The 17,909-nt window shown below is 62.2% G+C and carries 16 protein-coding genes; 13 read left to right on the top strand and 3 right to left on the bottom strand.

Annotation, left to right across the window (positions count from 1 at the left end; translation table 11 throughout):
• Positions 1-105 precede the first annotated feature (105 nt).
• The 3 genes from NKI20_RS08310 to NKI20_RS08300 all read left to right on the top strand — a co-directional run bounded on the left by NKI20_RS08310 (position 106) and on the right by NKI20_RS08300 (position 4,594).
• Positions 106-1,140, top strand: coding sequence for an ABC transporter permease (locus tag NKI20_RS08310; RefSeq protein WP_352604299.1), 1,035 nt, complete (start codon positions 106-108; stop codon positions 1,138-1,140).
• 12 nt (positions 1,141-1,152) lie between these two features.
• Positions 1,153-2,310 carry an ABC transporter permease gene (locus NKI20_RS08305; RefSeq protein ID WP_023756932.1) on the top strand — a complete coding sequence of 386 codons (1,158 nt, stop codon included), beginning with the start codon at positions 1,153-1,155 and terminating at the stop codon, positions 2,308-2,310.
• Positions 2,311-2,383: 73 nt separating this feature from the next.
• Positions 2,384-4,594 carry a dipeptide ABC transporter ATP-binding protein gene (locus NKI20_RS08300; protein WP_352829760.1) on the top strand — a complete coding sequence of 737 codons (2,211 nt, stop codon included), beginning with the start codon at positions 2,384-2,386 and terminating at the stop codon, positions 4,592-4,594.
• Positions 4,595-4,623: 29 nt separating this feature from the next.
• On the opposite strand, the gene NKI20_RS08295 is transcribed toward NKI20_RS08300, so the two are convergent.
• Positions 4,624-5,214, bottom strand: a complete 591-nt coding sequence (locus NKI20_RS08295) for a transglycosylase SLT domain-containing protein (protein ID WP_352486324.1) — start codon at positions 5,212-5,214, stop codon at positions 4,624-4,626.
• A gap of 217 nt (positions 5,215-5,431) precedes the next feature.
• Here NKI20_RS08295 and NKI20_RS08290 point away from each other — a divergent pair, with 217 nt between their 5' ends.
• Positions 5,432-6,970 carry a trimethylamine methyltransferase family protein gene (locus NKI20_RS08290; RefSeq protein ID WP_352829757.1) on the top strand — a complete coding sequence of 513 codons (1,539 nt, stop codon included), beginning with the start codon at positions 5,432-5,434 and terminating at the stop codon, positions 6,968-6,970.
• 57 nt (positions 6,971-7,027) lie between these two features.
• Entirely contained in the window at positions 7,028-9,454 is a 2,427-nt protein-coding gene (locus NKI20_RS08285; RefSeq protein WP_352829755.1) for a GcvT family protein, read from the top strand.
• Between the two features lie 23 nt (positions 9,455-9,477).
• On the opposite strand, the gene NKI20_RS08280 is transcribed toward NKI20_RS08285, so the two are convergent.
• Complete coding sequence (locus NKI20_RS08280) at positions 9,478-9,870, bottom strand: DoxX family protein (RefSeq protein WP_352829753.1); 393 nt, start codon at positions 9,868-9,870, stop codon at positions 9,478-9,480.
• A gap of 193 nt (positions 9,871-10,063) precedes the next feature.
• Between NKI20_RS08280 and NKI20_RS08275 the strand changes: the two genes are divergently transcribed.
• Positions 10,064-10,552, top strand: a complete 489-nt coding sequence (locus tag NKI20_RS08275) for a hypothetical protein (protein ID WP_352829751.1) — start codon at positions 10,064-10,066, stop codon at positions 10,550-10,552.
• Between the two features lie 83 nt (positions 10,553-10,635).
• Here NKI20_RS08275 and NKI20_RS08270 read toward each other — a convergent pair whose 3' ends face one another.
• Positions 10,636-11,412 (bottom strand): VOC family protein, encoded by a 777-nt coding sequence (locus NKI20_RS08270; protein ID WP_352829749.1) that lies wholly within the window; start codon positions 11,410-11,412, stop codon positions 10,636-10,638.
• 172 nt (positions 11,413-11,584) lie between these two features.
• Between NKI20_RS08270 and NKI20_RS08265 the strand changes: the two genes are divergently transcribed.
• The 7 genes from NKI20_RS08265 to NKI20_RS08235 all read left to right on the top strand — a co-directional run bounded on the left by NKI20_RS08265 (position 11,585) and on the right by NKI20_RS08235 (position 17,882).
• Entirely contained in the window at positions 11,585-12,322 is a 738-nt protein-coding gene (locus NKI20_RS08265) for a gamma-glutamylcyclotransferase (protein ID WP_352829747.1), read from the top strand.
• Between the two features lie 121 nt (positions 12,323-12,443).
• Positions 12,444-13,808 (top strand): NAD(P)-dependent oxidoreductase, encoded by a 1,365-nt coding sequence (locus tag NKI20_RS08260; RefSeq protein ID WP_352829745.1) that lies wholly within the window; start codon positions 12,444-12,446, stop codon positions 13,806-13,808.
• 2 nt (positions 13,809-13,810) lie between these two features.
• Complete coding sequence (gene preA / locus NKI20_RS08255) at positions 13,811-15,124, top strand: NAD-dependent dihydropyrimidine dehydrogenase subunit PreA (protein ID WP_352604281.1); 1,314 nt, start codon at positions 13,811-13,813, stop codon at positions 15,122-15,124.
• Positions 15,125-15,231: 107 nt separating this feature from the next.
• Positions 15,232-15,750, top strand: coding sequence for an RrF2 family transcriptional regulator (locus NKI20_RS08250; RefSeq protein ID WP_352604279.1), 519 nt, complete (start codon positions 15,232-15,234; stop codon positions 15,748-15,750).
• Positions 15,751-15,760: 10 nt separating this feature from the next.
• Positions 15,761-16,219: a carboxymuconolactone decarboxylase family protein gene (locus tag NKI20_RS08245; RefSeq protein ID WP_352829743.1), complete on the top strand. Its 459-nt coding sequence runs from the start codon at positions 15,761-15,763 to the stop codon at positions 16,217-16,219.
• Between the two features lie 67 nt (positions 16,220-16,286).
• The gene (locus tag NKI20_RS08240) at positions 16,287-16,664 is read left to right on the top strand and encodes a DoxX family protein (RefSeq protein WP_352604275.1); all 378 of its coding nucleotides are present in this window, start codon (positions 16,287-16,289) and stop codon (positions 16,662-16,664) included.
• Between the two features lie 156 nt (positions 16,665-16,820).
• The gene (locus NKI20_RS08235; RefSeq protein ID WP_023756943.1) at positions 16,821-17,882 is read left to right on the top strand and encodes a glycosyltransferase family 4 protein; all 1,062 of its coding nucleotides are present in this window, start codon (positions 16,821-16,823) and stop codon (positions 17,880-17,882) included.
• Positions 17,883-17,909: the final 27 nt, after the last annotated feature.

The raw sequence follows: 17,909 nt of genomic DNA, 5'->3' as shown, positions 1-17,909 counted from the left end.
AAAGTTGATCGCATCCGAAGGCCTGTTTGACAGCCAGCCCCGCCGGTCACGGCAGGGTTGGCTTTCATAGCCGGCTCAAACCCCAACCCATCGGCAGGGGCAGCTATGCTTTCTTTCGTTATCAGGCGTCTTGGCACCATGGCATTGACGATGCTGTGCCTGACCATGGTTGTCTTCTTCCTGATCAATCTCGAACCCAATCTGAAGAAGCTGGCGATCAGCCAGACCGAAATGCATACGTCGGCCGAGCAGCTTGAGAATTGGCTGGTCAATCATGGCTACCGGCAGAACTTCTTCGTCCGTTATGGCCAGTGGCTGGGCGTCGTGCCCAAGCAACCGGTGACCGACCCTGCGACCGGAAAGCCGGCGCAGCGGTTCTCCTTCTGCAACGATCCTGTCGAGCCGACCTTCGCCGGCGTCCTCGAAGGCGATTTCGGCTGCTCGACCAAGTTCAAGGCATCGGTCGCCTCGAAATTGTTTCCGGCGCTCGGCGCCACCGGTATCCTGATGTTCTGGGTGCTGGCGGTGATGGTGCCGATCTCGCTGCTGATCGGCATTCTGGCCGGCATGCGTGAGGGCTCGCGAACCGACCGCGTGCTTTCGGTCGCCTCGATCGCTTCGACGGCGACGCCTGAATATGTATCGGGCGTCATCTTTACCGTCATCTTCGCCTCGTGGCTTGGCTTGCTGAATGGCTCGGCCGCGTCGGCGAGCCAGGGCATCACCTTCTACAATTTCACGTTGCCGGTGATGACGCTGGCGATCTACGGCATCGGCTACATCGCCCGCATGACGCGCGCTTCGATGGTCGAGGTGATGACGCAGCAATATATCCGCACCGCCCGATTGAAGGGTCTCTCCTTCGGCAGCGTGGTGGTCAAACACGCGTTGCGCAACGCGCTGATCGCGCCCTTCACGGTCATCATGCTGCAGTTTCCCTGGCTGCTCACAGGCGTCGTCATCGTCGAGGTGATGTTCCGCTACCAGGGCTTCGGCTATACGCTGGTCGAGGCAGCTGGCAACAACGATATCGACCTTTTGCTCGGCTGCTCGCTGGTTTCGGTGTTCATCGTCTTGATCACGCAGCTCATTTCCGATGTCGGCTACGCGTTTCTCAATCCGCGTATCAGAGTTCAGTAGGGAGCGAAGCGGATGCCGGTACAATATATCAGTGGCTTCACCGTCGTTCTCGAAGTGTTGTCGCGCTTCTGGCCGGTCTGGATCGCGCTCGTCATCGTCATGGGCGCGAGCTACGCCTACAAGAAGAAGCTGGCGCTCTACGGCCAGTTGTTCGATAGCGGCGTCGGCGTCGTCGGCGTCGGCATCTGCCTGTTCTGGCTGTTCACGGCGATCTTCGCCGCAACGATCTCACCGTTCGATCCGCTGGCCCAGGTCCCCATCATGAAGGATGTGCTACCGGGCGCCATCGAACCGCAATCGGGACTTTCCTATCTGTTCGGCGGCGACAAGCTGGCGCGCGACGTGTTCTCGCGCATGGTCTTTGGCAGCCAGATCGTGCTGATCATCGCGCCTGCCGCAACCGGCTTCGCGCTGATGGTCGGCATCACTCTCGGCCTCCCGGCCGGCTATTACGGCGGCAAGATCGACACGGTGCTGTCGTTCCTGGCCAATTTGGTGCTCGCCTTCCCGGTCATCCTGCTGTTCTACCTGCTGGTGACGCCGGGCATCATGGATACGCCGATCCCCTATGCGATGGCCGGCGTGTTCTTCCTTTTCCCGATCATCTTCTTCAGCGTGCTGTTCTGGACGCGCTACAAGAACCGGCCCGACCGGCTCTACATCCTGCTCGGCATCACCTTGATCGTCGGCGGCTGGATCTATCTCGGCCTTGTGTTCGACAAGGACCCGCTGCGGATCGTGCACATCGATCCCAACCAGCTCAACATCTTCGTGGCGGTGGTGTTCGCCTCCAGCCCCGGCGTGTTCCGCATCGTGCGCGGCCTGGTGATGGACATCAAGACACGCGACTATGTGGCAGCGGCGCAGACACGCGGTGAATCGCCCTGGTACATCATGCTCTGGGAGATCCTGCCCAATGCGCGCGGGCCGCTGATCGTTGATGCCTGCCTGCGTATCGGCTACACCACCATCCTGCTCGGCACGCTCGGCTATTTCGGCCTTGGCCTGGCGCCGGAAAGCCCGGACTGGGGCACCGCGATCAAGGACGCCAGCCGGCTGCTGCGTTCCTTCGTCCACCCGGCGCTGCCGCCGACGATCGCGCTGATGTCGTTCGTGCTGGGCTTGAACCTGCTCGCTGACTCGCTGCGCGAACAATCGATGAAAGACTGATCTGCGGGTCTCGACCCGATGCGCCTGAAAGAACCAAGAACCAGGCCCGAAAGAACCAGGATTGGAGCGACCCATGAATGAGGCAGTTCGAAATCCCGCCAAGCCGGCCAATGGGCCGATCATCGAGATCGAGAACCTGTCGATCTCCTTCTTCACCCGCAAGGGCGAGATACCGGCGGTCATGGATTTTTCCTGCACCGTCATGCCGGGCGAGGCGATGGGCATCGTCGGTGAATCCGGCTGCGGCAAGTCGACCGTGTCGCTCGGCATCATGCGCGACCTCTCCAACATCGGGAAGATCGTCGGCGGCAAGATCAAGTTCCAGGGCAAGGACATGGGCGAGCTCTCCGACGAGGAGCTGCGCACCATCCGCGGCAACAAGATCGCTATGATCTACCAGGAGCCGATGGCGAGCCTCAACCCGGCGATGAAGGTCGGGCAGCAGTTGATGGAAGTGCCGCTGATCCACGACAAGGTGTCGAAGGAAGAGGCATATAAACGCGCGCTTGAAATGGTGCGCTCGGTCAAGCTGCCCGATCCCGAGCGCATGATGCGCTCCTATCCGCACCAGCTCTCCGGCGGCCAGCAGCAGCGCATCGTCATTGCCATGGCGCTGCTGTCGAAGCCGGCGCTGCTGTTGCTCGACGAGCCGACGACAGCGCTCGACGTGACTGTGGAAGCGGGCATCGTCGACCTGGTCAAGGGGCTTGGCGAGAAGTTCGGCACGTCGATGATTTTCGTCTCGCACAATCTGGGGCTGATACTGGAAACCTGCGACCGCATCACGGTGATGTATTCGGGCGAAGCGGTTGAGACCGGCAAGATCAAGGACGTGTTCGACCGGATGCGCCATCCCTACACGCAAGGCCTGTTCCGCTCGATTCCGCTGCCCGGCGCCGACAAGAACTCACGGCCGTTGATTTCCATCCCAGGGCAATTGCCGCTGCCGCATGAGCGGCCCAAGGGCTGCAATTTCGGCCCGCGCTGCCACCATTTCGTCGAGGGCGTCTGCAACGCCGCCGAAATCCCGATGATCGAGGTCGCGGGTCACGAAGGCCATTTTTCGCGCTGCGTGCGCTTCAACGAGATCGACTGGGACGCGCTGCCGCCCGGCGCCAAGAAGGTCAAGGAGCGCATCGTGCCCGGCGCGCCGGTGCTCAAGATCGAGGATCTGAGAAAATACTACAAGGTCGGCGGCAGCGAGGTGTTCGGCTCGAGCGAGGGCCGCGTCGTCAAGGCCAACGAGACGATCTCATTCATGGCGCGCGAATCCGAGACGGTTGCCATCGTCGGCGAATCCGGCTGCGGAAAGTCGACGCTGGCCAAGGTGCTGCTCGGGCTGGAGACGGCAAGTGCCGGTACTGTGACGCTGGGCAACAAGGAAATCCAGTCGACCGGCATCGAGAGCCGCAGCGTCGAGACTGTATCGTCGATCCAGATGGTGTTCCAGAACCCGTTCGATACGCTCAATCCCAGCCATTCTGTCGGCTCGCAGATCATCCGGACCCTGGAGAAGTTCAATGTCGGCAAGACGGTTGCCGACCGCCGCAAGCGCATGCTGGAACTTCTCGATCTGGTAAAGCTGCCGCGGGCCTTCGAGACCCGCAAGCCGCGCCAGCTATCCGGCGGCCAGAAGCAGCGCATCGGCGTGGCGCGGGCCTTTGCCGGCGACGCCAAGGTGGTAGTGGCCGACGAGCCGGTCTCGGCACTGGACGTGTCCGTGCAGGCAGCGGTGACCGAGCTTTTGATGGACATCCAGCGTAAGAACAAGACGACGATGCTGTTCATCAGCCACGATCTGTCCGTCGTTCGCTACATCGCCGACCGCGTCGTCGTGATGTATCTCGGCTATATCGTCGAGCAGGGGACGACCGACCAGATCTTCGCGCCGCCCTATCACCCCTATACCGAGGCACTGCTGTCAGCGATCCCGATCGCCGACACCAGCGTGGTCAAGCGCCACATCGTGCTGGAAGGCGATATCCCGTCGGCTATGAACCCGCCGTCGGGCTGTCCATTCCAGACGCGCTGCGGCTACAAGAAACTGGTGCCGGACAATCTGTGCGAGACCAAGGTGCCGCCGGTCAAGCATCTCGGCGACGGCCATATGAGCCTGTGCTGGCTCTCCGATGACGTGCTGGCCAAGATGGAGCCGGTGATCAAGTTCGACAAGGAACATGCCGCGCATGAGGGCGTGCCCGAGGACTCGCCGCATGGCGATGGCCCGGGCTTTGCCGGCCCGCCGCCGAAGCGTCCGCGCGGCAAGAAGCCGAAGCCGAGCTGATCAAGGCTGCCGCTGTCGCGGCAGTCCTTCTAGTTGCCGCACTGGCTCAACTGCTGCGCATAATCGCGGGCCATCTTGTCGGTCGCCCGCGCGTAGCCCTGTACGCCGGCATCGCCCCGGTTACCCCGCCCATAGGCGGTCCAGCCGAGATAGTAGGCAAGGTAGAGATTATAGGTGTCGTTGCGGGCGATGCCGTAGGTGTCTGCCGTCTTGGAGTGATACCAGCCAACGAAATCGACCGCATCGGCGAATTTCGTGCGCCGCGCCGCCCAGTTGCCGGTCTCGCCTTGATATTGCGACCAGGTGCCGTCCAGCGCCTGTGAGAAGCCGGTGGCCGATGAGACATGCTTCCACGGAATGAAGCCGAGAAGCTTGGTGCGTGGCGGGCGGGCGTTGCTCTTGAAGCCGGATTCCTTGCGCACCGTCGCCATCAGCACGGGAACCGGCACGCCATATTTCTGCTGCGTCCGCTCGGCGGCCGACTGCCAGTTGTCGAACCAGCCGTCATTCTGATCGAATACGGCGCAGACATTGTTGATGTGATTAGGCGCGGTGGCGCAGGCCGAAAGCGCCAGCAGCACGCAAACCGCAGCAATTTTACTAAAACTCGAACTACGCATCGGCAGAGCAATAGGCCGAAATCATAAAGGGAATCTTGCAGCCTTCGTTAATGCTTCGGCGGCGTGGTCCTCAGAGAAAGCACCGTATCAATAAATCGACGAATTTCGTCGTTTTATCTATATTGATATCACAGAAATGCCGCCTTGGCTAAAATCACGCCCGCATACGACGTATTCCTGACAGCCTGCCTGGTTTGCCGGGGCTTTGATGCCAGGCATGAACGAACCAAGACGCAAACGCGGCGCAGAGCGCACCAGCAACAGGGGGCCGTCGGCCATTCCGCAATTGCCGCAGCGGCGTGTGACCAATCCCTATCCGCCAATGGCCATGCTGTCTGCCGACCAGATCGAGCAGATCCACCACGCGTCGATGCACATATTGGAGAATTTCGGCATCGAGGTTATGAGCCCGCGCGCACTGGCGCTTTTCGAGAAGGCCGGCGCCAAGGTCGATCATGCCTCGGCGAATGTCCGCATCGATCGCGGTCTGGTCGCCGAGGCACTGAAAACCACGCAGTCCAGCTATGTGCTGACGCCGCGCAATCCGGCCAAGGCCGTTCATCTCGGCGGCAACACCATCAATTTCACCCTCGTTGCCGGACCGCCCAACGTGCACGACATGGAGCGCGGCCGCCGCGCCGGCAATCTCCGCGACTATTCGGACCTGACCCGGCTGGCGCAGCATTTCAACTGCATCCACATGCTCGGCAACCAGGTCTGCGCGCCGGTCGAGCTGCCGGCCAATTCCCGCCATCTCGACACCTATTTCACCAATCTGACGCTGACCGACAAGAGTTTCCATGTCTCGGCAATCGGCCGGGGCAGGGCGCTCGACGGCATCGAAATGATGGCAATCGCCCGAGGCTTGAGTCTCGACCAGATGCGCGACGACCCCGGCGTCACCACCATCATCTCGGTCAACTCGCCGCGCCGCTTCGACGAGATGATGGCCGAGGGGCTGATGACCATGGCCGAGTTCGGCCAGTCCGTGGCGGTGACGCCGTTCACGCTGATGGGAGCGATGAGCCCGGTGACGCTGGCCGGCGCGCTCGCGCAGCAGAATGCCGAGGCGCTGTTCGGCGTCGTGCTGACGCAGTTGGTGCGTCCCGGCGCGCCGGTCATGTATGGCGCCTTCACCTCAAATGTCGACATGAAGTCGGGCGCGCCGGCTTTCGGCACGCCGGAGAACACCAAGGCCAACATCGCGTCGGGGCAACTGGCGCGGCGCTACGGGCTGCCATATCGCACGACGCCGGGTTCGGCCTCCAACGCCGCCGACGCGCAAGGCGCATATGAGACGCTGATGGCGCTATGGGGCGCGGTGCTCGGCCACGGCAATCTCGTCTATCATGCCGCAGGCTGGCAGGAGGGCGGGCTGACGGCGTCGTTCGAGAAGCTCATCATCGATGTCGAGATGATCCAGCACATGATGGAATTCCTGCGTCCGATCGAGGTCAACGAGGCCGAACTTGCCGTCGAGGCGCTGGGCGCGGTGCCGACCGGCGGCCACTTCTTCGGCGAGCCGCACACGCTCGAGCGCTACGCCACTGCCTTCTACCAGCCGATGCTGTCCAACTGGCAGAATTACGAAGCCTGGCAAGAGGCCGGCGGGCTCGACGCCACGGCACGCGCAACGCGGCTGTGGAAGAAGGCGCTGGAAGACTATGTCGAGCCGGTGATGGACATCGCCGTGCGCGAGGCGCTGGAGGCTTACATGGCCAAGCGCAAGGAAGCGATCGGGCAGGGCGAACCGTGATGCCTCCCATCGTGAATCCATTCGCCCATCCAACCCACTGATATCAGAGAAAAATCCATGAAATCGCATGCAAAAGTCGTGGTCATTGGCGGTGGTGTCGTCGGGTGCTCCGTGCTGTTCCATCTCGCTCGCCACGGCTGGACCGACGTGGTGCTGCTGGAGCGAGACGAGCTGACGTCAGGCTCGACCTGGCATGCGGCCGGCGGCATGCACACCATCAATGGCGACCCCAACGTCGCCAAGCTGCAGAAATACACGATCAACCTCTACAAGGAGATCGAGGAGCTTTCCGGCCAGGCGACTGGCGTGCATCTGACCGGTGGCGTGCTTCTGGCGGCGACCGAGGCGCGCCTCGACTGGCTGCGCGGCGTCGTCGCCAAGGGCCGTTATCTCGGCATCGAGCTTGAGGAAATCTCGCCCAACGAGGCGGCCGAGCTGATGCCGCTGCTCGATCCCAAGCAGTTCGTCGGCGCTGTCAGGAACAAGGAGGATGGCCATCTCGATCCCTCCGGCGTCACCCATGCCTATGCCAAGGCGGCGCGGAAACTCGGCGCCGAGGTCGAACGCTTCACCAAGGTCGAGGACATCGTGCGTCGTCCGGACGGCCTATGGCGCGTCATCACCAACAAGGGCGAGGTGGTGGCCGAGCATGTCGTCAACGCCGGCGGCCTGTGGGCGCGCGAGGTCGGCCGCATGGTCGGGCTCGAACTGCCGGTGTTGGCTATGGAGCATATGTACCTGATCACCGAGGACATGCCGGAGGTCGCCGCTTGGAACGCCAAGACTGGTACCGAAATCATCCACGCGGTCGATTTCGATGGCGAGCTCTACCTGCGCCAGGAGCGGGGCGGCATGCTGATGGGCACCTATGAGAAGGCCAACAAGCCGTGGTCCGAGTTCCAGACGCCGTGGAATTTCGGCCACGAATTGCTGGCGCCGGACATCGACCGCATCGCGCCATCGCTGGAAGTCGGGTTCCGGCATTTCCCGGCGTTCCAGAATACCGGTATCAAGCAGATCATCAACGGGCCCTTCACCTTCGCCCCGGACGGCAACCCGCTGGTTGGGCCGGTGCGCGGACTGCCAGGGTTCTGGGTCGCCTGCGGTGTCATGGCTGGTTTTTCACAAGGCGGCGGCGTCGGGCTGGCACTGTCAAACTGGATGATCGAGGGCGATCCCGGCGCCGACATCTGGGCGATGGATGTCGCGCGCTATGGCGACTGGGCGACGATGGCCTATACCAACGCCAAGGTGCGCGAGAACTATTCCAGGCGGTTCTCGATCCGCTTCCCCAATGAGGAACTGCCCGCGGGGCGGCCGCTGAAGACGACACCGGTCTATGATTTGTTGTCGGCCAGGGGTGCGCAATGGGGCGTTGCCTATGGGCTGGAGGTGCCGCTCTGGTACGCGCCGGAGGGTGTCAAGGACGAGTTCTCCTGGCGCCGCTCGAGCGATTTCACGCAGGTGGCCAAGGAGGTCGCGACCGTTCGCGACGGTGTCGGCCTGTCCGAGATTTCGAGCTTTGCCAAATACGAGGTGACAGGCGAGGGCGCGGCCGCCTGGCTCGACTGGATGCTTGCCTGCAAACTGCCGAAGCCCGGCCGCATGACGCTGGCGCCGATGCTGAAGCAGGACGGCAGACTGATCGGCGATTTCACGCTGGCCAATCTGGGGGAGGACGGTTGGTTCCTCGCCGGGTCCGGCATCGCCGAGCAATACCATATGCGCTGGTTCGAGAAGCATCTGCCTGACGACGGATCGGTTCGCATCGAGGCGCTGGGGGTGAAACTCACTGGCCTTTCGATCGCCGGGCCGAGGGCGCGGGATGTGCTGGCAAAAGCCACCCGCTCCGATGTGTCCAATGCGGCGTTTCCGTTCATGGCCATCGGCAGGATGGACATCGGCATGGCGCCGTGCCTGGTCGGCCGCGTCAGCTACACCGGAGACCTGGGCTACGAAATCTGGGTGGCGCCGGAATACCAGCGCGCCGCGTTCCAGACCTTGATGGCGGCCGGCGAGGAAGTCGGCATCGGCCTGTTCGGCTCGCGCGCGCTCAACGCGCTGCGGCTGGAAAAGAACTACGGCTCATGGGGACGCGAGTACCGGCCGATCTATGGGCCGCTTGAGGCCGGGCTCGACCGTTTCGTCGCCTATGGCAAGGACGCCGACTTCATCGGCAAGGCCGCTGCGCTCGCCGAGCGCAAGCAAGGCGGCAAATTGCGCCTGCGCGCCTTCATCGTCGATGCAGACGACGCCGATGTCATCGGCGACGAGCCAATCTGGTTCGGCGGCGCCGTGCGAGGCTGGGTCACGTCGGGGGGCTACGCGCATCACTCGAAAAAATCCGTCGCTGTCGGCTATGTGCCAAAAGAGATCGCCGATGAGAGCGACGGGTTCGAGATCGAGTTGTTGGGCAAGCGACATGCCGCGTGCATGCAACCGGCTCCGTTGTTCGACGCCAATTTTGAGCGGATGCGCGCCTGAATCCAGGCGGGCATCGCAAGGCGTCAGGCGTTGCGGCGATTGTCCAGCGCGAATGCGCCGGCGCCGGCAAACACCAGATAAAGGAAAATGAAGCAGAACGAGATCGCCGAATCGCCGCCATTGTTGACGGGGAAAAAGTCGCGCGGCATGTGCGCCATGAAATAGGCGATCGCCATTTCGCCCGCCAGAAGGAATGCGACCGGGCGGGTGAGCAGCCCCAGCGCCAGCAGGATACCGCCTGCGAATTCGAGGATGCCGGCTGTGAGTGTCAGTCCGGTCAGGGCTTCGGCATGCTCGCCGACCGGGAAATTGAACAGTTTCTGCGAGCCATGCTCGATGAACTGCAGGGCCGTGACGATGCGCAATACGCCGAGTGCCTGCGGCTGATATCTGGCAAGGCCATCGAAAGGCTTCATCTTAAACTCCCTTTACCTCCCGGACCGGGCATAAATTATCGCCTGGCAATGGACCATTCACATCCCATGGCCTGCCATCAACAGTCGGTGATCGGAAATGTTCCCCAGCCATTTTATATTATTCACGCTAGGGTTGCATTATTTCCGCTATGGTTGTATTGGTGTGGAACTCCAACCCGTGGGTCCCCTTGCCATGAAAAAAGTCGTCATCAGCCTATTCGCATTCCTTGCAGGCACCAGCTTCGCCTTGGCCGAGGAGGCAGGCTGCGAGGCCTTCAGATGGCCGGTGACGCGGGAACAGGTGCTGTTTGCCGCAGCGCCTGCGACTCTGTCGGGAACGACGCTGGCGGTCGGTGCGGCCGCGGACCTGGCACTGGTGCCGGTCGAGAGAGCCGGCTTCGCGATACCGCCCGAACGGGCTCCGGTGGCAGGCACGTTCGGCGCTGTTACCAGCGTGGAGGTGCCACCCGAGGGAGCTATACAGATAAGTCTCTCGGGTGAGGCCTGGATCGATGTCATTCAGGATGGTCACGCCATCAAGTCGGCGGGCTATAGCGGCGTGAAAACCTGCCCCGGCATCCGCAAGAGCGTACGCTTCAAGCTTGCGTCCGGCCCGGCCACCGTCCAGTTCAGCGGCGCGAAAGAGGCTGACCTGAAGGTTGCGGTGCTGGCGCCGGAATAGGTTGGCACCAAGCTAAGGAATACTGCCCTTCATCGGTGTTGCGATGAAGGGCCGGTGCTTTGCTCCCACGCTGTTTATCGCCGTCAGCGTACCGGCGCCATCAATGCGAAATGCGCGCCTTGCGGGTCCTGGCACTGGACGACCCAGCTCCCGCCGGGGACCTCCATCGGCCCCATCAGGATCTTGCCGCCATTGTCGGTCACGCGTTTGGCCGCCGCGTCGATGGCCGGAACGTTGAAATAGAATTGCCAGACCGAGACCGGAATCTGCTCCGGCTTGTTCATAATGCCGCCACCAGATTCGGGGCCGGCGGTGAAGGTCTGGTAGGTGCCCATCGGGCCCATATCGAAATCGCCGGCATCGACCCAGCCAAACTGGTCGGAATAGAAATCGAACGCGGCCTTCCAGTCGCTCGTGTAAAGCTCGTGCCAGCCGATATGGCCTGGCGTGCTGGCCGGCACGACAGGCTGGTCGGGGCCGTTCGGCTGTAGGAACATGAATGTCGCGCCTTGCGGATCGGCGACGACGGCAAATCGTCCGACGCCCGGAATGTCTTCGGGCTGGCGATGAACGGTGCCGCCGGCTTTTTCCAGCGATGCCGTCGAGGCATCGACATCTTTTGTATGGATGTAGCCCAGCCAGGCGGGCGGCATGCCCATCTTGGCGGCATCCTCGGGCATGGTCATCAGGCCGGCGACGCCACGTTCGCCGACGTTCATGACGATGTAGCGTGGCATGCCGGGCGCCATGTCGAAAGGCTTCGCTGTCCAGCCGACCACTTTGGGGTAGAACGCTTCGGCGGCGTCGAGATCTGATGTCATCAATTCGTACCAGAAGAAGGGCATCGGGGCTTTTGGCATTTTTCGGTCTCCTCACCTTTCATGCATCGATCGTCGTCCGATCCATCCTAGGACGATCTTCACGACGGAAATCCGACAGCCCCCGAACAACAATGTCTCTGCATGCCAAGCGTTCCCCGATTGCGCGCGCGGCGGTTTTCGATTTCTCTGCGGTCACGAGGGGTTATCGTTCATGCGCTTGATGCCGCTCACACCCGAGCTTGTCGCACTGTGCCATCGGGAAGAGCCCGAACCCGGCCCGGATCCAAGTTGGACGGAATTGAACGACGAGGATTTCCGGGCCCTTGCCTTGCGGCCGTCCGATGAAGCCGACAGAGGGTCGCTATGGGTGTTCGCCTACGGGTCGCTGATCTGGAAGCCGGAATTCGAGTCGATCGAGCAACAGCTCGCCGCGGCCTTTGGCTGGCACCGCTCCTTCTGCCTCGACATGGTGCGCTGGCGCCCCAGCGCCGAGCAGTCGGGTTTGATGATGGCGCTCGAACGGGGCGGTCGATGCAATGGGGTGATCTATCCCTTGCCGGACGGCGAAAAGCCGGTCCAGATCGAACGGCTGCTGCGGCGCGAGATCAGCGACCACGAAAGTGTCGGCACGGTCAGGTGGTTGCCGGTGCATACGGCGCAAGGTGCGCTGCACGCGCTTGGCTTCTGGGTCGGTGTTAAGGACAGGGGAACGTCCCTGAACCAGCCGCTGGACAAGGTTGCGAGCGTGCTGGCCAGAGCCTGCGGGCATATCGGGTCCGGCGCCGAATATCTCTACCACACGGTCAGCCACCTCGAGGCATTCGGCATCCACGATCGCAATCTTTGGCGGTTGCAGGAACTGGTCGCGGACGAGATCAGGGTTATTCGTGGCCGCAGACCTGAGCCCAGCCATTCGCTCGCTCCGCAGAGGCAACCGCAATCGCCTTAACATGAGTAAAAAATTCATATTATTGCGAGGCTTTTCAACATCTTGTGCCAAAAATTGACCAATTGATAAAAAAACAAAATGTGCTAGCCTTCCCCAAAACGAAAAACATGGGGAACTGAAAATGCCAGAAGGCCAGTTCAAAGAAGGCATTACAGGCGGCAGGCTCTCGGCCGACCAGTACGCGGACAATTTTTCCGACCTGCACCCGCCGCTCGATCACCATGAGGCGCTGGTCGAATCCGACCGTTGCTATTTCTGCTATGACGCGCCGTGCATGAATGCATGCCCGACTTCGATCGACATTCCGCTGTTCATCCGCCAGATATCGACCGGCAATCCGATCGGTTCGGCCAAGACGATCTTCGATCAGAACATTCTGGGCGGCATGTGCGCCCGCGTCTGTCCGACCGAGACGCTGTGCGAAGAAGTTTGCGTACGCGAAGTGGCGGAAGGCAAGCCGGTGCAGATCGGCCGCCTGCAGCGCTATGCCACCGACGTCGCCATGGGCGAGAACAAGCAGTTTTATACGCGCGCCGAGCCGACCGGGAAGACAGTCGCCGTGGTCGGCGCCGGGCCGGCAGGCCTTGCCGCCGCGCACCGGCTTGCCCGCCATGGCCATGACGTGACCATACTGGAGGCGCGTCCGAAGGCCGGCGGCCTCAACGAATACGGCATCGCCGCCTACAAGAGCGTCGACGATTTCGCCCAGGCCGAAGTCGACTACGTGACCGCGATCGGCGGCATCGATATCCAGAACGGCAAGGCGCTTGGCCGCGACTATCAACTGTCCGACCTGATCCGCAATTATGATGCGGTGTTTCTCGGCATGGGGCTTGGCGGCGTCAATGCGTTGCGCGCCGATGGCGAGGACGCCGACGGCGTCGTCAATGCGGTCGAATTCATTGCCGAGCTGCGCCAAGCGAGTGACCTTTCCGGCCTGCCAGTTGGCCGGCGCGTCGTCGTCATTGGCGGCGGCATGACGGCGATCGACGCCGCCGTGCAGTCGAAGCTGCTCGGCGCCGAGGAGGTGACGATCTGCTACCGGCGCGGCCAGGAGCACATGAACGCGTCCGAGTTCGAACAGGATCTTGCGGCCGCCAATGGCGTCACCATCCGCCATTGGCTGCAGCCGAAGCGGGTCATAGCCGAGGGCGGCAAGGTCAGGGCCATCGAACTCGAATACACGGCGTTGAGCGGCGACACTCTTGCCGGCACAGGCGAGACACTGACGCTCATTGCGGACCAGGTGTTCAAGGCCATCGGCCAAAGCTTTGTGCCGGCAGCACTCAACGGCAGCGGCGCGTCTATCGAGCTCGAAGCAGGCCGCATCAAGGTCGATGCCGAAGGGCGCACTTCACTTGCCAGGGTCTGGGCCGGCGGCGACTGCATCTTCGGCGGCGACGACCTCACCGTCTCGGCGGTCGCGCAGGGCCGCGACGCGGCGGAGAGTATCAATCGGGCACTGACCTCGAACGGGAGGGCATGAGCATGGCAGATATCAGAAACAATTTCGTCGGCATCAAATCGCCCAATCCGTTCTGGCTCGCTTCGGCGCCGCCGACCGACAAGGCCTACAACGTCATCCGCGCCTTCAAGGCCGGGTGGGGCGGTGTGGTGTGGAAGACGCTGGGCGAGGAAGGCCCGCCGGTGGTCAACGTCAACGGCCCGCGCTATGGCGCGATCTGGGGCGCCGACCGCCGCCTGCTCGGCCTCAACAACATCGAGCTGATCACCGACCGCGACCTGCAGGTCAATCTGCGCGAGATCAAGCAGGTCAAGAAGGACTGGCCCGACCGCGCCATCGTCGTCTCGCTGATGGTGCCTTGCGTCGAGGAGGCCTGGAAGGCGATCCTGCCGGTGGTCGAGGAGACCGAAGCCGACGGCATCGAGCTCAATTTCGGTTGCCCGCACGGCATGTCGGAGCGCGGCATGGGTGCCGCCGTCGGCCAGGTGCCGGAATATATCGAAATGGTGGTGCGCTGGTGCAAGCAGAACACCCGCATGCCTGTCATCACCAAGCTGACGCCCAACATCACCGATGTGCGCAAGCCGGCGCGCGCGGCACACGCGGGCGGCACCGACGCGGTGTCGTTGATCAATACCATCAACTCGATCACCGGCGTCGATCTCGACAGCTTTGCGCCGCAGCCGACCATCGACGGCAAGGGCTCGCACGGCGGCTATTGCGGCCCGGCGGTGAAGCCGATCGCCATGAACATGGTGGCCGAGATCGCGCGCGATCCCGAAACCCACGGCCTGCCGATCTCCGGCATCGGCGGCATCACCACCTGGCGCGACGCGGCCGAGTTCATGGCGCTCGGCGCCGGCAATGTGCAGGTGTGCACGGCGGCGATGACCTACGGCTTCAAGATCGTGCAGGAGATGATCGCCGGCCTCGAAAACTGGATGGACGAGAAGGGCCATGCCTCGCTCGACGACATCGTCGGCCGCGCCACGCCCAATGTCACCGACTGGCAGTATCTCAACCTCAACTACGTCGCCAAGGCGCATATCGACCAGGACGCCTGCATCAAATGCGGCCGCTGCCACATCGCCTGCGAGGACACCTCGCACCAGGCAATCACCAGCATGGTCGACGGCGTCAGGCATTTCGAGGTGATCGAGGCCGAATGCGTCGGCTGCAACCTCTGCGTCAATGTCTGCCCGGTCGAGAACTGCATCACCATGGAGCCGCTGGCGGTCGGCGTGATGGACCAGCGCACCGGCAAGCCGGTGTCGCCGATCTATGCCAACTGGACGACGCATCCGAACAATCCGATGGCCAAGGTGGCGGCGGAGTAGCGAGCCGTTCGACAAAAACGGCGCCTTCGGACGCCGTTTTTTCATTTCCCTATTGCAGATAAAAATTATCCACGATAAAAGATATCCATGATTAGGGGATCCATCCAATGAAGTTGGGCGAGGGCGTTGAGGCGGCCATCCACTGCGCCGCCATGCTGGCCGGTGTCGAAGGCAACAGCACCTTGGCGGCCTCCGCGATGGCGGAGGCGTTCGGCCTGTCGCCGAGCTATCTCCTGAAACATCTCAACATGCTGACCGCCGCGCGCATCCTGGAATCGGTCTCGGGACCGGCCGGCGGCTATCGGCTGGCGCGGTCGGCCGAGCGGATTTCGCTGCTCGATATCGTGCTGGCCGTCGAAGGGCGTGAGCCGGCCTTTCGCTGCGGCGAGATCCGCCGCAACAGTCCGGTCAGGCTCGACGCATCTGCCTATGTCAAACCCTGCGGCATCAACGCCGCGATGCTGAAGGCCGAGAAGGCCTATCGGGCTGCACTCGCCGAGGCGAAGCTGTCCGACATCGTTTCGGAATACATGACCGATGCCGATCCGCGTTCGGTCGCCGCCGGCTGCGCCTTTGTCGCGCGCCATCAGCGGCCGCAAAAATCCAGTTCAACCAAGCAAGCGTAAAGGACATCAGATGAAACAGAGGCTGCAATTTTTCGCCAAGGCGCCGAAGATCATGAAGGCGGTGGCGGCGCTCAACAAGGCGGTGGACGAATGCGGGATCGAGGAAAGCCTGCTGCACCTGATCAAATTGCGAGCCTCGCAGATCAATGGCTGCTCGTTCTGTGTCGAAATGCACAGCCGCGAGGCGAGGCGCGACGGCGAGACCGAGCAGCGGCTCTATCTGGTGTCGGCGTGGAAGGAATCGCCGCTGTTTTCGGAGCGTGAACGCGCCGCCTTGGCCTGGACCGAGGCCGTGACCCTGATCGCCAACAACGGCGTGCCGGACGAACTCTATGCAAGGACACTTGAGCATTTCTCGGAAGAAGAATTGGTCAAGCTGTCCGTCGCGCTCGGCATGATCAACACCTGGAACCGGCTCTGCGTCCCGTTTCAGGCACTTCATCCGATGCCGGCGGCCAAGGCCGCCTGATTGTCCGGTCAGTTTTGGAGCGCCGTCGAGAGGCGGCGCTCCAATCGTTTTTCAAAGGGAGAGTTCGATGCCTGCCGATTTGCCTTCGGGCTTGCTGTTTCTTGGCCGCCTGCTGCTCGGCGGCGCCTTCGTTTTCGCCGGCCTGCGCAACATTCAGAACGCGGCTTTCCTGACCCAGCTGATGGCCGCGCGCGGCGTGCCGCAAGCGCGGTTGGCGCTGTGGCTTGGCATCGTGCTTCAGGTCGCTGCCGGCGTGCTGGTGATCGCCGGGCTGTGGACGGCAATCGCTGCAGCGGTACTGCTGCTATTCCTTATCGTCGCCACGCCGATGTTCCACAATTTCTGGGACCATCAGGGCCCGGATCGGGCTTCGCGCATCAATGGCTTCGTCGGCAATGTCGCACTGAGCGGTGGTTTCCTGACGCTGATCGCGCAGTCTGTTTGACAGTCCGGCCGCGGCCCTAAGGTCATTTTCATTCCCTCGATGCGCGTTTTCAGGACAAGGGCGGACGCAAGGCGCAGACGGCATCGATCATTAAATCGGAACCAATCGAGCCGTTGACGCATTTGGCACCTGTATGCCGAGCATCCAGGACTCAATATGAAAATTGCCCATGTCGCGCCGCTTTATGAGTCGGTGCCGCCAAGGCTCTATGGTGGCACCGAACGCATCGTGTCGTATCTCACCGAAGCGCTCGTCGAGTTGGGGCATGAGGTGACGCTGTTTGCCAGTGGCGACAGCCGGACTTCCGCAAAGCTGGTGGCCGGCCGGGAATGCGCGCTTCGCCTCGATCCGCGTCCCTTCAAATCCGAGATCGCGGCGCATCTTTCGATGCTTGCCGATGTGCGGAAACGGGCGCGGGAGTTCGACGTCATCCACTTCCATCTCAGCCACTTCCTGCACTTTTCCTTCTTCGAGGACATGGCGGAGCGGACGGTAACGACGCCGCATGGCAGGCTGGATTATGTCGACCTGGCGCCGGCCTATGCGCATTTTCCGCGCTTTCCGATGATTTCCATTTCGCGCAGCCAGAAGGCGGGCCTCGCAAAGGCCAACTGGTTGGCGACGATTCACCACGGACTGCCGACCGACATCTACGAGCCGAGTTTCGAGACGACGGCGGAGGAACCCTATCTTTGCTTCCTCGGCCGGTTTTCACGCGACAAGCGCCCGGACCGCGCCATCGAGATCGCCTTGCGCTCGGGATTGAAACTGAAGCTTGCGGCAAAGATCGGCGACGACGATCGTTCCTATTTCCACGAGATGGTCGAGCCTTTGATCGACGGCGACCGTGTCGTCTATGTCGGCGAGATCGAAGAGGACCAGAAAGTGGAATTTCTCGGCAAGGCGGCTGGCCTGCTGTTTCCGATCGACTGGCCGGAGCCGTTCGGTCTTGCCGCCATTGAGGCTATGGCCTGTGGCACGCCGGTGATCGCCTGGAATTGTGGTGCACTGCCAGAGATCATCGATCAGGGCGTAACCGGTTTTATTGCCGGGTCGATGGACGACGCCGTCGCCGCGGTGCCGGACCTGCTGCGACTCGACAGGCGAAAGGTGAGGGCTGTTTTCGAAAAGCGGTTTTCCGCCAGAAGAATGGCTGGGGACTACCTCGCCGCCTATGCGCGCCTGATCGGCGTCCCGGTTGAGGCGAAGGCATCGTGAGCAACGTTCGAGCGATGGCAACGAAAC

The sequence above is a fragment of the Mesorhizobium sp. M0830 genome (genome assembly GCF_040319965.1).
Classification (GTDB): domain Bacteria; phylum Pseudomonadota; class Alphaproteobacteria; order Rhizobiales; family Rhizobiaceae; genus Mesorhizobium.
The sequence above is the reverse complement of the archived record's forward strand: the minus strand, read 5'-3'. Positions and strand labels throughout refer to the sequence as shown.